This window comes from Enterobacter sp. TMH.L2 (assembly GCF_050847315.1).
Taxonomy (GTDB): domain Bacteria; phylum Pseudomonadota; class Gammaproteobacteria; order Enterobacterales; family Enterobacteriaceae; genus Cedecea.
Window position 1 is genome coordinate 1,190,092 of the sequence record NZ_CP193791.1, and the last position, 17,848, is coordinate 1,207,939.

Sequence of the window (17,848 nt, forward strand, 5' to 3'; positions counted from 1 at the left end):
GCCCACTTTTTTCTCACAAGCCCGAGCGATGCAAACCAGTCCTTTACTCTCAGCCCTTATGGAATCCCTGCGCTGCCTGCCCGGCGTTGGCCCGAAATCCGCCCAGCGTATGGCGTTTGCCCTGCTGCAGCGCGACCGCAGCGGCGGCATGCGTCTGGCTCAGGCGCTGACCCGCGCCATGTCCGAGATTGGCCACTGTGCGGATTGCCGTACCTTTACCGAGCAGGAAGTTTGCTCCATTTGCTCCAATCCACGTCGCCAGGAAAACGGCCAGATTTGCGTGGTGGAGAGCCCGGCGGATATTCACGCCATCGAGCAAACCGGCCAGTTCTCAGGCCGCTACTTTGTCTTAATGGGGCACCTCTCGCCGCTGGACGGCATTGGCCCGAACGATATTGGACTGGATCGCCTTGAGCAGCGCCTTGCCAGCGAGCCGATGAAAGAAGTTATTCTTGCCACCAACCCGACGGTAGAAGGCGAAGCCACGGCGAACTACATTGCCGAGCTGTGCGCGCAGTACGGCGTTGAAGCCAGCCGTATCGCCCACGGGGTGCCGGTGGGCGGCGAGCTGGAAATGGTGGATGGCACCACGCTTTCACACTCGCTGCTGGGTCGCCATAAGATTAATTTTTAATCGGTTGGGGGAGGTTTTTGCCTCCTCCAGCTTGAAAAGGCACAAATCGCTACCATATCCCCCTCAACGTTTTCTTCATCCCGTATGATTTTGTTGAGGTATCAATGACCATGAAAGGACAAGAGACCCGCGGTTTTCAGTCAGAGGTAAAACAGCTTCTGCACCTGATGATCCATTCTCTCTATTCAAACAAAGAAATCTTCCTGCGTGAGCTGATCTCCAACGCCTCCGATGCGGCAGACAAGCTGCGCTTTCGCGCCCTGTCTGACGCCAGCCTTTACGAAGGTGACGGTGAACTGCGCGTTCGCGTCTCTTTTAACAAAGACAACCGTACCCTGACTATTGCAGATAACGGCATCGGCATGACCCGTGATGAAGTTATCGATCATCTGGGCACCATTGCTAAATCCGGCACCAAGGCTTTCCTTGAGTCCATGGGTTCTGACCAGGCGAAAGACAGCCAGCTTATCGGCCAGTTCGGCGTAGGCTTCTATTCTGCGTTTATCGTGGCGGACAAAGTCACCGTTCGCACTCGCGCCGCCGGTGCCAGCGCGGAGCAGGGCGTGTTCTGGGAGTCTGAAGGCGCGGGTGAATACACCGTGGCCGACATTGAGAAAGTCGATCGTGGTACCGAAATCACGCTGCATCTGCGTGAAGGCGAAGATGAGTTCCTCGACGACTGGCGCGTTCGCTCCATTATCAGCAAATATTCTGACCACATCGCTCTGCCGGTTGAGATTGAACAGCAGGAAGAAAAAGACGGTGAGACCATCGTTAGCTGGGAAAAAATCAACAAAGCTCAGGCGCTGTGGACCCGCAGCAAATCCGAAGTTAGCGATGACGAATACAAAGAGTTCTACAAGCACATCGCCCACGACTTTACCGACCCGCTGGCCTGGAGCCACAACCGCGTAGAAGGGAAGCAGGAATACACCAGCCTGTTGTACATCCCTGCGCAGGCGCCGTGGGATATGTGGAATCGTGACCACAAACACGGGCTGAAACTCTACGTGCAGCGCGTGTTTATCATGGACGATGCCGAGCAGTTCATGCCGAACTACCTGCGCTTCGTGCGTGGCCTGATAGATTCTAACGATCTGCCGCTGAACGTTTCCCGTGAAATCCTGCAGGACAGCCGCGTGACCCAGAACCTGCGCAGCGCGCTGACCAAGCGTGTGCTGCAGATGCTGGACAAGCTGGCGAAAGACGATGCTGAGAAATACCAGACCTTCTGGAAAAACTTTGGCCTGGTGTTGAAAGAAGGCCCGGCGGAAGATAACGCGAACCAGGAAGCTATCGCTAAACTGCTGCGCTTCGCGACCACGCACAACGACTCCTCCGCGCAGACCGTGTCGCTGGAAGAGTATGTCTCCCGCATGAAAGAAGGCCAGGAGAAGATCTACTACATCACCGCGGACAGCTACGCGGCGGCGAAGAGCAGCCCACACCTGGAACTGCTGCGTAAGAAAGGCATCGAAGTCCTGCTGCTTTCCGATCGCATCGACGAGTGGATGATGAGCTACCTGACCGAGTTCGACGGGAAAGCGTTCCAGTCAGTCAGCAAGACCGATGAATCACTGGATAAGTTGACGGACGAAGAAACCGAAGAAGCGAAAGAAGCTGAGAAGGCGCTGGAGCCGTTCGTGGACCGCGTGAAAACCCTGCTGGGCGAGCGTGTGAAGGAAGTGCGTCTGACGCATCGCCTGACCGATACCCCGGCGATCGTCACCACCGACAGCAACGACATGAGCACCCAGATGGCGAAACTGTTTGCCGCAGCGGGCCAGGAAGTGCCGGAAGTGAAGTACATCTTCGAGCTTAACCCGGAGCATGCGCTGGTGAAACGCGCTGCGGATACGCAGGATGACGCGCAGTTTAGCGAGTGGGTTGAGCTGCTGCTTGACCAGGCGCTGTTAGCTGAGCGCGGCCAGCTGGAAGATCCTAACCAGTTCATCCGCCGCATGAACCAGCTGCTGGTTTCTTAAGTCCGATTGATTATCTGACAAAAGCCACCTGTATAGACAGGTGGTTTTTTTTCACTTAAATATTCAGGCACAGTAACTGCAGAAAATTTCATGCTTTAAAAAGTAAGGTTATTTTTCTGTCGGAATACGGGCTATGGATGTTGAATTTCAGATATTACAGCCACTTTATTTTGCTTTCCCAACCTTTCAGTTCCATGCACTGATTAAATAACCGGTCCCGGCTTTCGCTATTCACGTCCATCACATAGCTTTCAATTTCTGGTTTTTTTACCGCCCGGGTTTTCTCGCCATCACACTCATCTTTTTTAGTACAGGCTTCGTAGTAAGTGGTGTACTTAGTACGTTGTGCAACCTCATTCCTCACCGGGAAAGCCTGCTGGGACTGGGTTTCACAGTCTCCTCGTGCGCTGGTGTACTCCTGCGCGTTACTGCGGGTTTTTACCCACTGAGATGTGCACCCGCTTAGCAGCAAACAACAGATAATGGCAATTAAGGGCTTATTCATGGCGGGCGCTCTTCCTTTTAGCAAAATAGATCTCCTGGTTAACAGCCTGACGCCAAACAGCGTCGGCAGGCTGTGTTGGCCGTCATTATAATTGCTGTACATAAACCTAATCTATATAGCAGGCCTTTTTCAGCCTGCCTGACGGTTCATAAATTACCAGGCGAAGACCTTATTATTCCCCCGATGAGATAAGGGATAAGGCGGCTGCTGTAAAATAAAAATGCTGTTTGGCTGAACCGATTCTGGCTTCCGTCAGGGCCGCTAAGTGGTCGGGATTCAGGCGAAATCGAGGCCCGGGGCTTCAGCCTGAGCGCCTCCCTTTCTTGTGATGATACCGCCTTTAGTGGTATGGTTTTCGCCTCAAATTCGATTGAATAATTAAATGTATGGGGAATTACGCAATGCGTATCATTCTGCTCGGCGCACCGGGCGCAGGTAAAGGGACTCAGGCTCAGTTCATCATGGAGAAATACGGTATTCCGCAAATCTCCACCGGTGATATGCTGCGTGCTGCGGTTAAATCTGGTTCAGAACTGGGTAAACAGGCCAAAGACATCATGGATGCTGGCAAACTAGTGACCGATGAGCTGGTTATCGCCCTGGTTAAAGAGCGCATTGCGCAGGAAGACTGCCGTAACGGTTTCCTGCTGGACGGTTTCCCACGCACTATCCCGCAGGCAGACGCCATGAAAGAAGCGGGCATCAAGGTTGATTTCGTGCTGGAGTTCGACGTACCTGACGAGCTGATCGTTGACCGCATCGTGGGTCGCCGCGTGCACGCTGCTTCCGGCCGCGTTTACCACATTAAATTCAACCCGCCTAAGGTTGAAGGTAAAGACGACGTGACCGGCGAAGAGCTGACTACCCGTAAAGACGATCAGGAAGAAACCGTGCGTAAACGCCTGGTGGAATACCATCAGATGACCGCGCCGCTGATCGGCTACTACTCTAAAGAAGCGCAGGCGGGTAACACCCAATACGCTAAAGTTGACGGCACCCAGGCCGTGGCTGACGTGCGCGCTGAACTGGAAAAAATCCTCGGATAATTTCCCGCAGCGGCAAAAAATACCAGGGCATGCCCTGGTATTTTTTTGCCCCTATTTTCCCCTTTCACTGTAATCGGTTCTCGTTTCGCTCTTTTACGTTACAATTGACGGCAATTTACAGATAAGGGGTGGGAATGAATCAGGAAAAAATTGGCATCTTACTGGCTAACCTTGGTACGCCGAGCGCCCCGACACCGGCGGCGGTCAACCGCTATCTTCGTCAGTTCCTCAGCGATAAGCGCGTGGTAGATACGCCCCGCCTGCTTTGGTGGCCGCTGCTGCGCGGCGTCATTCTGCCGATCCGTTCACCGCGTGTCGCCAAACTCTATCAGTCCATCTGGATGGAAGAGGGCTCGCCCTTGATGGTATACAGCCGTCGGCAGGAAAAAGCGCTGGCGCAGCAGCTGCCGGACACGCCGGTTGCGCTGGGGATGAGCTACGGCGAACCGTCGCTCAAAAGCGCCGTGGACGACCTCCTGGCGCAGAACGTGACGCACATTGTGGTGCTGCCGCTTTATCCGCAGTTTTCCTGCTCAACCGTGGCGGCGGTATGGGACGAGCTGGGGCGGATCTTCGCCGATTACCGCAGTCTGCCTTCTATTTCCCTGATTCGCGACTACGCGACAGAGCCGGCTTACATCAACGCGCTGGCGGCCTCGGTCAAACGCTCTTTTGCCGAACACGGTGAACCGGACGTGCTGCTGCTTTCCTATCACGGTATTCCGCAGCGCTACGCGAATGAAGGCGATGATTACCCGCAGCGCTGCCGCGACACCACCCGCGAACTGCTGAGCGCCCTTGAGCTGCCGCCGGAAAAAGTGATGATGACCTACCAATCCCGCTTTGGCCGCGAACCCTGGCTGATGCCGTACACCGACGAAACGTTGAAAATGCTGGCCGAAAAGGGCGTGAAGCATATTCAGGTGATGTGCCCGGGCTTCTCCGCTGACTGCCTGGAAACGCTGGAAGAGATGGCGGTCCAGAACCGGGAAGTGTTTATCGAGGCGGGCGGGACGAAATACGAGTACATTCCGGCGCTGAATGACGATCCGGCCCATATCGCGATGATGATGAATCTGGTGGAGCGGTATCGCAAATAGAAACCTGAGGCGGGGAATGCTACTATTCTCCGCCTTATTATCCAGCCCCGTAACGACACCATGAAATTTCCCGGTAAACGCAAATCCAAACACTACTTCCCCGTCAGCGCCCGCGACCCGCTCTTACAGCAAACTCAGCCTGAAGCAGAAAGCGGCTCTTCCTGGGTGGTCGGCATCGACCAAACGCTGGTCGACATTGAAGCCAAAGTGGACGATGAGTTTGTACAGCGCTACGGGCTGAGTTTTGGCCACTCTCTGGTGATTGAGGATGATGTGGCCGACGCGCTCTACAAAGAGCTGGTCGACAACAACCTGATTACCCACCAGTTTGCCGGAGGCACCATCGGCAATACCATGCACAATTACTCGGTGCTGGCCGATGACCGCTCGGTGCTGCTCGGCGTAATGTGCCGCAATGTCGAGATTGGTAGCTACGCTTACCGCTACCTCTGCAATACCTCCAGCCGGACCGACCTTAACTATTTGCAGGGCGTTGATGGCCCGATTGGCCGCTGCTTTACGCTGATTGGCGACCAGGGCGAGCGTACTTTTGCTATCAGCCCGGGCCACATGAACCAGCTACGTGCGGATAGCATTCCGGAAGAAGTGATTGCCGGGGCATCCGCGCTGGTGCTGACCTCTTATCTGGTGCGCTGCAAGCCGGGCGAGCCGATGCCGGAGGCCACCATGCAGGCGATTGCCTGGGCGAAGAAACACAACGTGCCGGTGGTACTGACTCTGGGCACCAGATACGTGATTGCCGAAAACCCGACCTGGTGGCAGGCTTTCCTGAGCGAGCACGTTTCGATCCTGGCGATGAACGAAGAAGAGGGTGAAGCGCTAACCGGTGAAAGCGATCCGCTGCTGGCCGCCGACAAGGCGCTGGACTGGGTTGACCTGGTGCTTTGCACCGCCGGGCCGGTAGGCCTTTATATGGCGGGTTATACCGAAGAGACCGCGAAGCGTAAAACCCAGCACCCACTTCTGCCTGGTGCGATTGCCGAATTTAACCAGTTCGAATTTAGCCGCGCGATGCGCCTGAAAGACTGCGCTGAGCCGCTGCGAATCTACTCCCACATCGCGCCATATATGGGCGGCCCGGAGAAGATCATGAACACCAATGGCGCGGGAGACGGGGCGCTTGCGGCGCTGTTGCACGATATCACCGCGAACAATTACCACCGCAGTAACGTGCCGAATTCCAGCAAACACAAGCTGACCTGGCTGACTTATTCCTCGCTGGCCCAGGTATGCAAATACGCCAACCGCGTGAGCTATCAGGTTCTGAACCAGCATTCTCCGCGCCTGACGCGCGGCCTGCCTGAGCGGGAAGACAGCCTCGAAGAGTCTTACTGGGAACGTTAAGCTGAAAAGCTGAGCCTGAAGGCTCAGCTTTTTTCGGCGTGGGCAGGTGTCAGACCTGCCCTAAAAGAGAATTAACCCGTCACCGCTTCCTGTGTGACCGGCGGCACCAGCAGCCCAAGCATGGTATTGGCAATCTCCCTTTCTCCCATCACAACCTGATTAGCGCCACGCTCGGTGATGTAATCCACTTCGTCGTCGTAATGTGCGCGGGCGATGATTTCGATATCCGGGCATTTTGCTCTGGCCGTCGCGACGATTTCACCGGCTTCGTAGCCGTTAGGAATGGTCAGCAGCAGCCAGCGGGCGCAGTCCAGATGGGCCAGACTCATGATCTCTTCGTTAGCAGCATTGCCCAGCACGGCGCGGATCCCGCGCTCGCGCAGCTCATCCACGCGGCTGCGGGAGGTTTCGATCACCACCAATGGCACACCTTCGGCAATAAGCTTCTCGCCAAGCAGGCTACCGACGCGGCCATAGCCCACCAGCAGAGCGTGGTTGCAGATATCCACCGGGATTTGTTTCTCTTCCTCGATGGCTTCTTCCAGGGTTTGCTCGTCCAGCGTTTCGGTTTTCTCGAGGTAGCGCTCAAGCACGGCAAATAGAATTGGGTTCAGCATAATCGACAGAATTGCGCCAGCCAGCACCAAATTTTGCCCCGTTTGTGGTAACAGGTTCAGCGCCATGCCGAGGCCGGCCAGAATAAAGGCGAACTCACCGATCTGCGCGAGGCTGGTGGCGATGGTCAGCGCGGTCCGCTGGGAGTGACCAAACATGCGCACCAGCAGGAACGCCGCCAGGGATTTACCGAAGATGATGATGGCCAGCGTGCCCAGTACCGCCAGCGGTTCCTGAATCAGGATCAGCGGATCAAACAGCATGCCGACGGAAACAAAGAACAACACCGCAAACGCATCGCGCAGCGGCAGGGTGTCGTGTGCCGCGCGGTGGCTTAGCTCTGACTCATTCAGCACCATACCGGCAAAGAAGGCACCCAGCGCAAAGGAGACATCAAACAATTCAACCGCGCCGAATGCGATGCCCAGGGCCAGCGCCAGCACGGAAAGGGTAAACAGCTCGCGGGAACCTGTCGCTGCGCTGCGAGCCAGAATCCACGGCACAAGGCGGCGGCCAACCAGCATCATCAGGGCGATAAACGCCGCGACCTTCCCGATGGTGATAGCCATATCCAGGCTCAGGGAAACCAGCCCAACGTTGCCTTTTTCCATCATGCCGGCGACGGCTGGCAGCAGCACCAGAGTCAGCACCATCACCAGATCTTCGACAATCAGCCAGCCAATGGCTATTTGCCCTCGCTGAGTATCAATTAGCTGCCTTTCTTCAAGCGCGCGCAGCAGCACGACGGTACTTGCCGTCGATAAACAAAGCCCAAAGACGATACCGGTCATCACCGACCAGCCCATCAGCCAGGAAAGCGCCATGCCCAGCAGCGTCGCGACGCCTATTTGCGCGATGGCGCCGGGGATGGCGATGGCCTTTACCGCCATCAAATCCTTCAATGAAAAATGCAGCCCGACGCCGAACATCAGCAGAATCACGCCTAACTCCGCCAGCTCAGGGGCAAGTTTGGTATCAGCAACAAAACCAGGGGTAAAAGGTCCCGCCAGCACACCAGCTAATAAATAGCCCACCAGCGGAGATATGCGCAGCTTGTTAGCCAGCATACCCAGTAAAAAAGCGAGCACGAGACCACCAACAATGGTGGTGATAAGCGGTGTGGCGTGATGCATTCCGTCTCCTTTGGTTGGCCGATGTTCCAAAACGTTCTGTTACACAGTTTATGACAAATTCTTTATCGGCGTTTATGAATAATTGTTGAATTTTGAATAAAAAGCGCATTTCGATAAAAAATAGACTCTGAGTAGCATTTAACTCAGTTATCTGGGGCGACTGCCAGAAGGGTATGGAGACAGGATGCGGCCAAAGCAATACTTTGGCCGCTAAAATCTACGCTTTGTGGCGATTATCGGGCAGGAATATTGTGATAATGCCGAGTAACGGCAGGAAGGCACATATTTTGTAGACCAACTCGATGCTGGTGTGGTCAGCAATTAACCCGAGTACGGCTGCACCCAGGCCGCCCATCCCAAAGGCAAATCCGAAAAAGAGCCCGGAAACCATACCTATACGGCCAGGAAGCAGTTCCTGAGCATACACCAGGATGGCCGAGAAAGCGGAGGCCAAAATAAAGCCAATGATCACCGTCAGGACGCCCGTCCAGTAAAGTGATGCGTAGGGTAAAACAAGGGTAAATGGCGCGACGCCGAGGATAGAGCCCCAAATTACGTATTTTCTGCCAATTTTATCCCCCACGGGGCCACCAATCACCGTGCCTGCCGCGACGGCAAACAGGAATGCGAACAGGTGAATCTGGGCATTTTGTACGGATAATCCGAATTTTTGCATCAGGTAGAAAGTGAAGTAGCTGCTGATGCTCGCCATATAAAAGTATTTAGAGAAGATCAGCAGCAGCAAAATCGAGACCGCCAGAATCACTTTGTTGCGCGGCAGCGGGTTGACCACCGGCACGGCAGGGCGGCTTTTGGCGATTTTATGCTGAGCGGCGTACCAGCGGCTGATTTGCAGCAGAACCACGATAGCCAGCAGAGCAGCGAGCACGAACCACGCCACGTTACCTTTGCCGTAAGGCGCGATAATAATAGCCGCCAGCAATGGCCCCAGAGAGCTGCCGAAGTTACCGCCCACCTGGAACAGCGACTGCGCAAGCCCGTGACGGCCACCGGACGCCATACGCGCCACGCGTGAGGACTCAGGATGGAATACCGAAGAGCCTGTGCCTACCAGCGCCGCGGCGACCAGAACGGCCGGGAAGCTGCCCGCCAGCGCCAGCAGCACCAGGCCGCAAAGGGTAAAGCACATGCCGATCGGCAATGACCACGGCATCGGGTATTTGTCTGTGTAGTAGCCCACCAGCGGCTGTAGCAGCGATGAAGAGAGCTGGAAGGTCAGGGTAATCATCCCGATTTGCATAAAGCTCAGGGAGAACTCGGCCTGTAGCAGCGGGTAAATAGCCAGAATCAGCGACTGAATCATGTCGTTAAGCAGGTGGGAGAGGCTTATAGCGCCAAGGATCCCAAATGCGGTACGCGCTTTTTTTTGCTCCGGGGGCGTACCCGGCTGGGTGAGGGTTTGAGAGCTTGCCATAATTACCTGTACGAACGTTTATTGTTTTTAGAGCGGGCGGCGCAGGAGATCGCCCGGAAGAAATTCTTACCCTGCTAACATACTCGCGCAGGGGATTTGAAGAAAGTCGCATTTCGGAAAAGATAGCTGTCTATCCTGAACGCTATCTGTTATTTCTGCGCAGTTACATTTTGACATGGAGATTTGCAATGCGGTTTGCTGCGAAAACAATAACCACGGCGCTGCTGGTGGCATTGAGTTTAACCAGCGCTTCAGCGCTGGCCTGGGAAAAAGACAAGACCTATAAAATTACCATTCTTCATACTAATGACCACCATGGTCACTTCTGGCGGAATGAGTATGGAGAATACGGGCTGGCAGCGCAAAAAACGCTGGTAGACAGCGTGCGTAAAGAAGTCGCGGCGGAAGGCGGCAGCGTGCTGTTGTTGTCCGGCGGGGATATCAACACCGGCGTGCCGGAATCAGACCTGCAGGATGCTGAACCCGATTTTCGCGGCATGAGCCTGATTGGCTATGACGCCATGGCCGTCGGCAACCACGAATTCGACAACCCCTTATCCGTGCTGCGCCAGCAGGAAAAATGGGCGAAGTTCCCGCTGCTGTCCGCCAACATTTATCAAAAAAGTACCGGCGAGCGCCTGTTTAAGCCTTATGCGATTTTCAAACCTCAGGGCATTAAGGTGGCGGTTATCGGCCTGACCACCGACGATACGGCCAAAATCGGCAATCCGGAATACTTCACCGACATCGAATTCCGCAAACCTGCGGAGGAAGCCAAACTGGTGATCCAGGAGCTACAGGGCACCGAAAAGCCTGACGTGATCATCGCCGCGACCCATATGGGCCACTATGATAACGGCAACCACGGCTCAAATGCGCCGGGCGATGTTGAAATGGCAAGAAGCCTGCCGGAAGGCGCGCTGACGATGATTGTGGGTGGTCACTCACAGGATCCGGTCTGCATGGCGCAGGAAAACCAGAAGCAGAAAGATTATGTGCCGGGCACACCGTGCGCGCCGGACAGGCAAAATGGCACCTGGATTGTGCAGGCGCATGAGTGGGGGAAATACGTCGGGCGGGCAGATTTTGAGTTCCGCAACGGCGAGATGAAGCTGGTGCACTATCAGCTGATCCCCATCAACCTGAAAAAGAAAATCACCTACGACAACGGGCAAAGTGAGCGCGTACTTTACACGCCTGAAATCGCCGAAAGCCAGCAGATGCTTTCCCTGCTGACGCCATTCCAGAACAAAGGCCAGGCCGCGCTGAAGGTGAAAGTAGGCAGCGTGAACGGGCATCTGGAAGGGGACCGCAGCAAAGTGCGCTTTGTGCAGACCAACCTGGCGCGCGTATTGCTGGCGGCACAAATGGCCCGAACCAGCGCGGACTTTGCGGTGATGAGCGGTGGCGGCGTGCGAGATTCTATCGAAGCCGGGAACATTACCTATAAAGATGTGCTTAAGGTGCAGCCGTTCGGCAACACCGTGGTTTATATCGACATGAACGGCAAAGACGTTGAGGAATACCTGACGGCGGTGGCGCAGAAAACGCCGGACTCCGGCGCTTACCCGCAGTTCTCTAACGTCAGCTTCACCTCAACCGGCGGCAAGCTGAGTAACCTGAAAATCAAAGACCAGCCGATTGATCCGGCCAAAACCTACCGCATGGCCACGCTGAGCTTCAACGGCACCGGCGGCGATGGTTACCCGGAAATCGATAAAAAGCCGGGCTACGTCAACACCGGGTTTGTCGATGCGGAAGTCCTGAAGCAGTACATCGAACAGAACTCCCCGCTGGACGTAAATGCTTACCAACCTAAGGGCGAGGTAAGCTGGAACTAAGCGTTAATCGCGGCGGGCGATATCGGCGAAGCTGGCATCCAGCAGTTTCGCCAGATCGCTTGCCGCGAGTTCGATATCCAGCCCGCGCTTGCCGCCGGAAATGTAGATGCTGGCAAACTCCTGTGCCGGAGCATCAATCACCGTTGGCAGGCGTTTTTTCTGCCCCAGCGGGCTAATGCCGCCCACCAGATAACCGGTGATTCGCTGCGCGACCATCGGATCCGCCATTTCAACCTTCTTAACGCCCAGCGCCTTAGCGACCTTTTTCAGATCAAGCTGCCCGGCAACCGGCGTCACCGCCACGGCGAGGTGTTTCATGTCGCCATTCAGCGCCACCAGCAGCGTTTTATAGACCTGGTCGGCATTTAGCCCCAGCTTACGGACCACTTCGTCACCAAAGTTGGTTTCCAGCGGATCGTGCTCATAGGCATGAATTTGAAAGCTGATTTTGTTCTTTTCGAGGAGTTTTACCGCGGGAGTCATGGTTTCCTTCTTTATTCGTTGTTTTGAAAACGCACAAAATAGTAATCATAGTGATATACTTGACGAGTAATATAGCGCTACATAATAGTGATGGCGTAAACCATCACATTAAGCGACAATTCAGCTTCGGTTGCTTCGGCAGCCGGGATAAACAGAATAATAAATGAAATTCCTCTTTGACGGGCCAATAGAAATATTGGCCATTTTTTTATCCTTTTTTCAGCATTTCTGGCAGGTTACCTTCGCCGTAAAGGTGCAACGCGCCGACCGCAACCACATAGCGCCCGGCGGGCAGCTGTTGCAGAAACGCCTGCCACTGGCGGTTTCGCTGATGCATCAACACGTCATACAGCGCATCGCCAAAGGTGTTCGGTAGCGCAATATTGCCCTGCTGCGGCGGCGTTTCCAGCCACCAGCCAATCATTATCTGCAGCAGCCGCGCGTTGGTGTGCCAGTGCTCCAGCGTGTCGTTCAGCAGCGGCAGCCCACCGTCAGGCAACCCCTTCAATAATTCTATCTGGCTTTGCGCACCTTCAAGCTCGGTGACCGGCACGCCGTAGCGCTGTGCAGCTTCCAGTAGCTGATAGTCGATGCCGTAGTCAGGGCGAAGGCCAAGCCGCTGGGCCTGATGTGCCTGTAAAATCAGTGCCACCTGCCAGGCGGGCTGGTGCTCAATGCTGCTCAGTGAAATACCTAACTCGCTGCACAGGCTCAGCACCTGCTGGTAATCGTCTGGAGCCAGACGAGCCTCCAGGTCGATGTCCTCCACTATTTCGCTGAACGGCGAATCGCCAGAGCGGATATCTGCCTCGACGATCAGCGCATCTGCCGCGCGAAGTTTGTCCACCAGGCGTGAGGAAAGCGGAGCCATGTCCCGGGTACCCATATGAATGCTGCCCACGAGGTGCAAATGGCGCTTGCCGGGGAGCGTGATATCAAGGGCAGGCCAGGGATAAGTAGAGGCTGTCAGGCTGGAAAGCAGTGCGCTAAGACGTTGGAACAAACCCATATCGCGATTCCCTGGCTAAAAAGCCATGCTAACGCCCTGGGCTGGAAGGGGAAAGGAAAAAGTCGGCCTTCCGCTCAAAAGGAGAAGGGAAGGCCGCAGAGAGGTTAGTCTTTCGGTTTAAAGCGCAGCAGGCGGTTGGCGTTGCTCACCACGGTGATGGAAGACAGCGCCATCGCGGCACCGGCAACCACCGGGTTGAGTAGCGTGCCGGTCAGCGGGTAGAGCACGCCCGCGGCAATCGGAATGCCAAGCGAGTTGTAAACGAACGCCCCCATCAGGTTTTGCTTCATGTTCCGCAGCGTGGCTTTGGAAATAGCCAGCGCATCGGCAACGCCCACCAGGCTGTGACGCATCAGCGTAATGGCGGCGGTTTCAATGGCTACGTCGCTGCCGCCACCCATCGCAATCCCTACCTCGGCCTGAGCCAGCGCCGGGGCATCGTTTATGCCGTCGCCGACCATCGCCACCTGGCGGCCCTGCTGCTGCAGCTGCTTGATAGCGTCAGCTTTACCGTCCGGCAGCACGCCCGCAATAACCTCATCAATGCCGACTTCTTTGGCGATAGCGTTGGCGGTCACCGGGTTATCGCCGGTGAGCATGACCAGGCGGTAGCCGTTACGGTGCAGGCGCTGGAGCGCACTGATGCTGTCGCTACGAAGCGGATCGCGGATGGCTAACAGCGCCATGAGCTGGCCGTCTGCCGCCAGCAGCACCGGGGTTGCGCCCAGGCGAGCCTGAGCGTCAATGCTGTCGGCAAGCGGCTGAGTGTCCACGCCCTGCTCGTCGAGCAATGCTTTGTTGCCCAGCAGCAGTTTATGCCCGTCCACCTCACCACTGACGCCCAGCCCGCGCAAAGTACGGAACGACGTCACTTCCGGCAGCGTTGAATTGCCTGCTTTTTCAATAATGGCGCGAGCAAGCGGGTGGCTTGAACCCTGCTCAAGCGCGGCCGCCAGCCGTATCGCTTGCACCTCGTCCACGCCGGCGCGGGTTTCCACGGCGACCACCTGCGGTTTGCCTTCGGTCAGCGTGCCCGTTTTGTCAAAGACCACGGTATCCAGCGTGCTGGCGCGCTGCAGGGCATCGGCATCACGAACCAGAACGCCAAATTCGGCGGCACGGCCCACGCCTGAAATAATCGACATCGGTGTGGCAAGGCCCAGGGCGCAAGGGCAGGCGATAATCAGCACCGTGGTGGCAATGACCAGGGTGTAAACAATTTGCGGTGCAGGGCCGACGAAGTACCAGATGGCGGCACTGATCAGCGCGATAGCGACGACGACCGGCACAAATACGGCAGAAATTTTATCGGCAAGCTGGCCGATTTCCGGCTTGCTGCTCTGCGCCTGGCGAACCATGCGGATAATGCGCGACAGCGTGGTGTGGCTGCCGGTGGCGGTGGCGGTGAACAGCACGCTGCCGTCCTGCACTACGGTCCCGGCGTGAATCCCGTCGCCGTTTGATTTTTGCATCGGCACCGGTTCACCGGTCAGCATCGCTTCGTCGAACCAGGCTTCGCCCTGGGTGATTTCCCCGTCAACGGGCACGCGGTCGCCGGTAGTCAGGCGCAGCGTCATTCCGGCGGTGACTTCCGCCAGCGGTAAAGTTTTCTCGCCTTCTTCCGTCACTACTCGCGCGGTCGGCGGCGTTAAGTCCAGCAGGCGTTCAAGTGCTTTAGAAGAGCGCTGACGGGCGCGCTGTTCCAGCATATGGCCGAGATTTATCAGGCCGATGATCATCGCGCTGGCCTCGTAGTAGAGGTGGCGGGCTTCCATCGGGAAGTGCTGCGGCCAGATATTTACGGTAATTGAGTAGAGCCAGGCCGCGCCGGTGCCGAGGGCGACGAGCGTGTCCATGGTGGCCGCGCGGTTCATCAGGCTGCGCCAGGCGCTACGGTAAAAATGACCGCCGGCAAAGACCATCACCGCAAGGGTAATAATCCCGATGGTCAGCCACAGGGAGCGGTTGCTCTCGGTGACCATCATGTTGTCGCCGATCATGCCCCAGACCATCACTGGGATCCCGACGGCGAGGGCGACAATCGCCAGCCAGCGGAAGCGTTTCATGGCGGCGTTCGCCGTTTCTTGCTGGCGCTCGCGGCGTTTCTGATCGTCTTCAATCGCTTCGGCACCGTAGCCGGCACTTTCCACGGCTTTGATCAGCGATTCTGCGGAGGCGGTGCCCATCACCAGCGCACTGCGCTCCGCAAGGTTAACCCGTGCCTGGCTGACGCCCGGTACATTTTGTAAGGCATTTTGCACCCGGGAGACGCAGCTGGCGCAGCTCATACCGCCGATCAGCAACTGCTGGCTGTCATCGTCGGTAGAGGCTGCCGGAAGCGAAGGGGCGACCGCTGTCAGTGCTTCCGACGGAGTTGATGACTCTGCCAGCGGTTCAGCCTTTGGGTGGCTGGCGACTTCTGCGCCGTATCCCGCTTGTTGGACAGTTTCCACTAACGCTTCCGGCGTGGCGCTGCCGGTAACGCGGGCGTGGGTTTGGGTGACTTCAGCCTGCTCAACGTCTGCACGCTGCTCGAGGCTCTCTTTGACGCGTTTAACACAATGGCCGCAGGTCAGGCCGTCCAGATTCAGATCCACAATGTGTGACATCGCGAGACTCCTGTATGATGGTGAGGTGAAATATTGACCGAAAGGATGATTCGGTTAACTATGAAAGAGGTTAAACCTTCCATCAAGGGGAAGGTCAAGGAGCAAAAATGAATATTAGCGATGTGGCGAAAAAAACCGGGCTAACCAGCAAGGCGATTCGTTTTTACGAAGAGAAAGGGCTGGTCACGCCGCCGTTTCGCGCCGACAACGGCTACCGCAGCTATACGCAAAAGCATCTCGATGAGCTGACGCTGCTGCGACAGGCCCGTCAGGTTGGGTTTAATCTGGAAGAGTGCAAAGAGCTGGTGAGCCTGTTTAACGATCCGGCCCGGCACAGCGCGGACGTAAAAGCCCGCACTTTGCAGAAAGTCGCGGATATCGAGCGGCACATTATTGAGCTGCAGAATATGCGCCAGCATTTGCTCACGCTGGCAGAGGCTTGCCCGGGTGATGACAGCGCCGATTGCCCGATCATCGACAATCTTTCCGGCTGCTGCCATCGCCACGAGATTAACTAAACCGCTTTAATTTTGAGCGTTATGCCTTCCACGGCCAGCACCACAACTTCACAGCCCGCCGGGAGATCTTCATCGGCGGTGACTGGCCAGCTGCTGTCGGCCACGCGAACATGTCCCCGGCCATTGACCAGCGCCGCTTCCAGGCGGAAACGGCGGCCAACCAGTTGCTGCCCGCGCTGATTCAGCACTTCACCTGGAATTTGCTGCCTGCGGCTGGACAGCCAGCGCCACCAGAGAAAGGCGGCGACCAGCGTCAGCAGGGCAAAGCAGACGCCCTGCGTTTCCCAGCCAAGCGGCAGCAGCCAGACCAGCAGGCCGGTGATTACCGCCGCCACGCCGCTCCACAGCAGATAGCCGCTGGCGCCGAGCATCTCCGCCGCCAGCAGCAGTCCGCCAAGCGCAAGCCAGAAGACGTGTGGGTGCGCGAGAATGCTGTCGATCATTTTTTACGCTCGGTGCCGCTCTGGGCAATAAGTTCGCTGATCCCGGCGATGGAGCCCATCAGGCTGGAGGCATCCAGCGGCATCAGCACCACTTTGCTGTTATTGGCCGACCCGATTTGCTGCAGCGCGTCGGTGTATTTCTGGGCCACGAAGTAGTTCACCGCCTGAATATCCCCTTTGGCGATAGCTTCGGACACCATCTGCGTGGCGCGGGCTTCTGCTTCAGCACTACGCTCGCGGGCCTCCGCCTCAAGGAAAGCCGACTGACGCTCACCCTCAGCTTTCAGGATCTTCGACTGCTTTTCACCTTCGGCTTTGACGATTTCCGCCTGGCGGATCCCTTCGGCCTCAAGAATATAGGCGCGCTTGGTACGTTCAGCTTTCATCTGGGCGTTCATCGCATCAATCAGCTCAGCCGGTGGGCGCACGTCACGGATTTCGATACGGGTGATTTTAATGCCCCACGGGTTGGTGGCTTCGTCGACGATGTGCAGCAGGCGAGTGTTGATGTTGTCGCGCTGGGACAGCATCTCATCCAGCTCCATCGAGCCGAGCACGGTACGGATGTTGGTCATCGTCAGGTTGATGATCGCCAGCTCAAGGTTGCTGACTTCATAGGCGGCGCGCGGGGCGTCAACCACCTGAATAAAGCACACGGCGTCAATGGCGACGTTGGCGTTATCTTTGGAAATGACTTCCTGAGAAGGGATGTCGAGCACCTGTTCCATCATGTTGATTTTGCGGCCTACGCGATCCATAAACGGCACCACAAGATTCAGGCCTGGCATCAGGGTTTTGGTGTAGCGGCCAAAGCGTTCGACGGTCCATTGGAAGCCCTGGGGCACGATTTTTACCCCGGCAGCCACAATCACCAGCGCCACGAGAATTAATACGGGGATCACGATAAGCATTAAAAAACCTCCTGTTTGTTTTGCATTCAGTCTAACTGCTTAATTTGAAACATTCAGCAACATCCCTGTACCCGAGAAGAATTAATTGCTGTTTTTATTTTTATTATGCCTAAATGGAATGATTTTCATGGAGTAAGTTCATTTCACGCATGGTGTTAGCAGGCGTAGTATCGAATGCTTCGGCAGCTCGCGCTATCGGGCGAGCGGTATTTGGCA

General features: G+C 56.3%; 15 protein-coding genes. 7 read left to right on the top strand and 8 right to left on the bottom strand.

What is annotated here, in order from left to right; all coding sequences use genetic code 11:
* Positions 1–28 precede the first annotated feature (28 nt).
* Both recR and htpG read left to right on the top strand, forming a co-directional pair.
* Entirely contained in the window at positions 29–634 is a 606-nt protein-coding gene (recR, locus tag ACREYP_RS05750; RefSeq protein WP_008460255.1) for a recombination mediator RecR, read from the top strand.
* Between the two features lie 110 nt (positions 635–744).
* Positions 745–2,619: a molecular chaperone HtpG gene (htpG, locus tag ACREYP_RS05755; protein WP_008460253.1), complete on the top strand. Its 1,875-nt coding sequence runs from the start codon at positions 745–747 to the stop codon at positions 2,617–2,619.
* Positions 2,620–2,773: 154 nt separating this feature from the next.
* Here htpG and ACREYP_RS05760 read toward each other — a convergent pair whose 3' ends face one another.
* On the bottom strand, positions 2,774–3,124 hold the full coding sequence (locus tag ACREYP_RS05760) for a hypothetical protein (RefSeq protein WP_008460252.1): 351 nt from the start codon (positions 3,122–3,124) through the stop codon (positions 2,774–2,776).
* A 401-nt stretch (positions 3,125–3,525) separates the two neighbouring features.
* Between ACREYP_RS05760 and adk the strand changes: the two genes are divergently transcribed.
* From adk to ACREYP_RS05775, 3 genes are all read left to right on the top strand, one after another.
* The gene (adk, locus tag ACREYP_RS05765) at positions 3,526–4,170 is read left to right on the top strand and encodes an adenylate kinase (protein ID WP_008460251.1); all 645 of its coding nucleotides are present in this window, start codon (positions 3,526–3,528) and stop codon (positions 4,168–4,170) included.
* Between the two features lie 134 nt (positions 4,171–4,304).
* Entirely contained in the window at positions 4,305–5,270 is a 966-nt protein-coding gene (gene hemH, locus ACREYP_RS05770; RefSeq protein WP_008460250.1) for a ferrochelatase, read from the top strand.
* A gap of 60 nt (positions 5,271–5,330) precedes the next feature.
* Positions 5,331–6,635: an inosine/guanosine kinase gene (locus ACREYP_RS05775; RefSeq protein WP_336819180.1), complete on the top strand. Its 1,305-nt coding sequence runs from the start codon at positions 5,331–5,333 to the stop codon at positions 6,633–6,635.
* Positions 6,636–6,706: 71 nt separating this feature from the next.
* On the opposite strand, the gene ybaL is transcribed toward ACREYP_RS05775, so the two are convergent.
* Positions 6,707–8,383, bottom strand: coding sequence for a YbaL family putative K(+) efflux transporter (ybaL, locus tag ACREYP_RS05780; RefSeq protein WP_008460247.1), 1,677 nt, complete (start codon positions 8,381–8,383; stop codon positions 6,707–6,709).
* A 217-nt stretch (positions 8,384–8,600) separates the two neighbouring features.
* Complete coding sequence (locus ACREYP_RS05785) at positions 8,601–9,818, bottom strand: MFS transporter (RefSeq protein WP_336819181.1); 1,218 nt, start codon at positions 9,816–9,818, stop codon at positions 8,601–8,603.
* A gap of 188 nt (positions 9,819–10,006) precedes the next feature.
* On the opposite strand from ACREYP_RS05785, the gene ushA reads away from it, so the two are divergent.
* On the top strand, positions 10,007–11,659 hold the full coding sequence (gene ushA, locus ACREYP_RS05790) for a bifunctional UDP-sugar hydrolase/5'-nucleotidase UshA (RefSeq protein ID WP_166871867.1): 1,653 nt from the start codon (positions 10,007–10,009) through the stop codon (positions 11,657–11,659).
* A gap of 3 nt (positions 11,660–11,662) precedes the next feature.
* Here the strand turns inward: ushA and ybaK are convergent, their stop codons facing one another.
* The 3 genes from ybaK to copA form a co-directional block, all read right to left on the bottom strand.
* A complete protein-coding gene (gene ybaK / locus ACREYP_RS05795) occupies positions 11,663–12,142 on the bottom strand; it encodes a Cys-tRNA(Pro)/Cys-tRNA(Cys) deacylase YbaK (RefSeq protein ID WP_008460244.1) in 480 nt (159 codons plus the stop codon).
* 208 nt (positions 12,143–12,350) lie between these two features.
* A complete protein-coding gene (locus ACREYP_RS05800; RefSeq protein WP_336819183.1) occupies positions 12,351–13,151 on the bottom strand; it encodes a TraB/GumN family protein in 801 nt (266 codons plus the stop codon).
* Positions 13,152–13,255: 104 nt separating this feature from the next.
* Positions 13,256–15,760: a copper-exporting P-type ATPase CopA gene (copA, locus tag ACREYP_RS05805; RefSeq protein ID WP_336819184.1), complete on the bottom strand. Its 2,505-nt coding sequence runs from the start codon at positions 15,758–15,760 to the stop codon at positions 13,256–13,258.
* A gap of 107 nt (positions 15,761–15,867) precedes the next feature.
* On the opposite strand from copA, the gene cueR reads away from it, so the two are divergent.
* The gene (cueR, locus tag ACREYP_RS05810) at positions 15,868–16,278 is read left to right on the top strand and encodes a Cu(I)-responsive transcriptional regulator (protein WP_008460239.1); all 411 of its coding nucleotides are present in this window, start codon (positions 15,868–15,870) and stop codon (positions 16,276–16,278) included.
* On the opposite strand, the gene ACREYP_RS05815 is transcribed toward cueR, so the two are convergent.
* Both ACREYP_RS05815 and ACREYP_RS05820 read right to left on the bottom strand, forming a co-directional pair.
* Complete coding sequence (locus tag ACREYP_RS05815) at positions 16,275–16,721, bottom strand: NfeD family protein (protein ID WP_166871876.1); 447 nt, start codon at positions 16,719–16,721, stop codon at positions 16,275–16,277. The genes cueR and ACREYP_RS05815 overlap by 4 nt on opposite strands.
* The gene (locus ACREYP_RS05820) at positions 16,718–17,632 is read right to left on the bottom strand and encodes an SPFH domain-containing protein (RefSeq protein WP_008460237.1); all 915 of its coding nucleotides are present in this window, start codon (positions 17,630–17,632) and stop codon (positions 16,718–16,720) included. Before ACREYP_RS05820 ends, ACREYP_RS05815 begins: the two co-directional genes overlap by 4 nt.
* Positions 17,633–17,848: the final 216 nt, after the last annotated feature.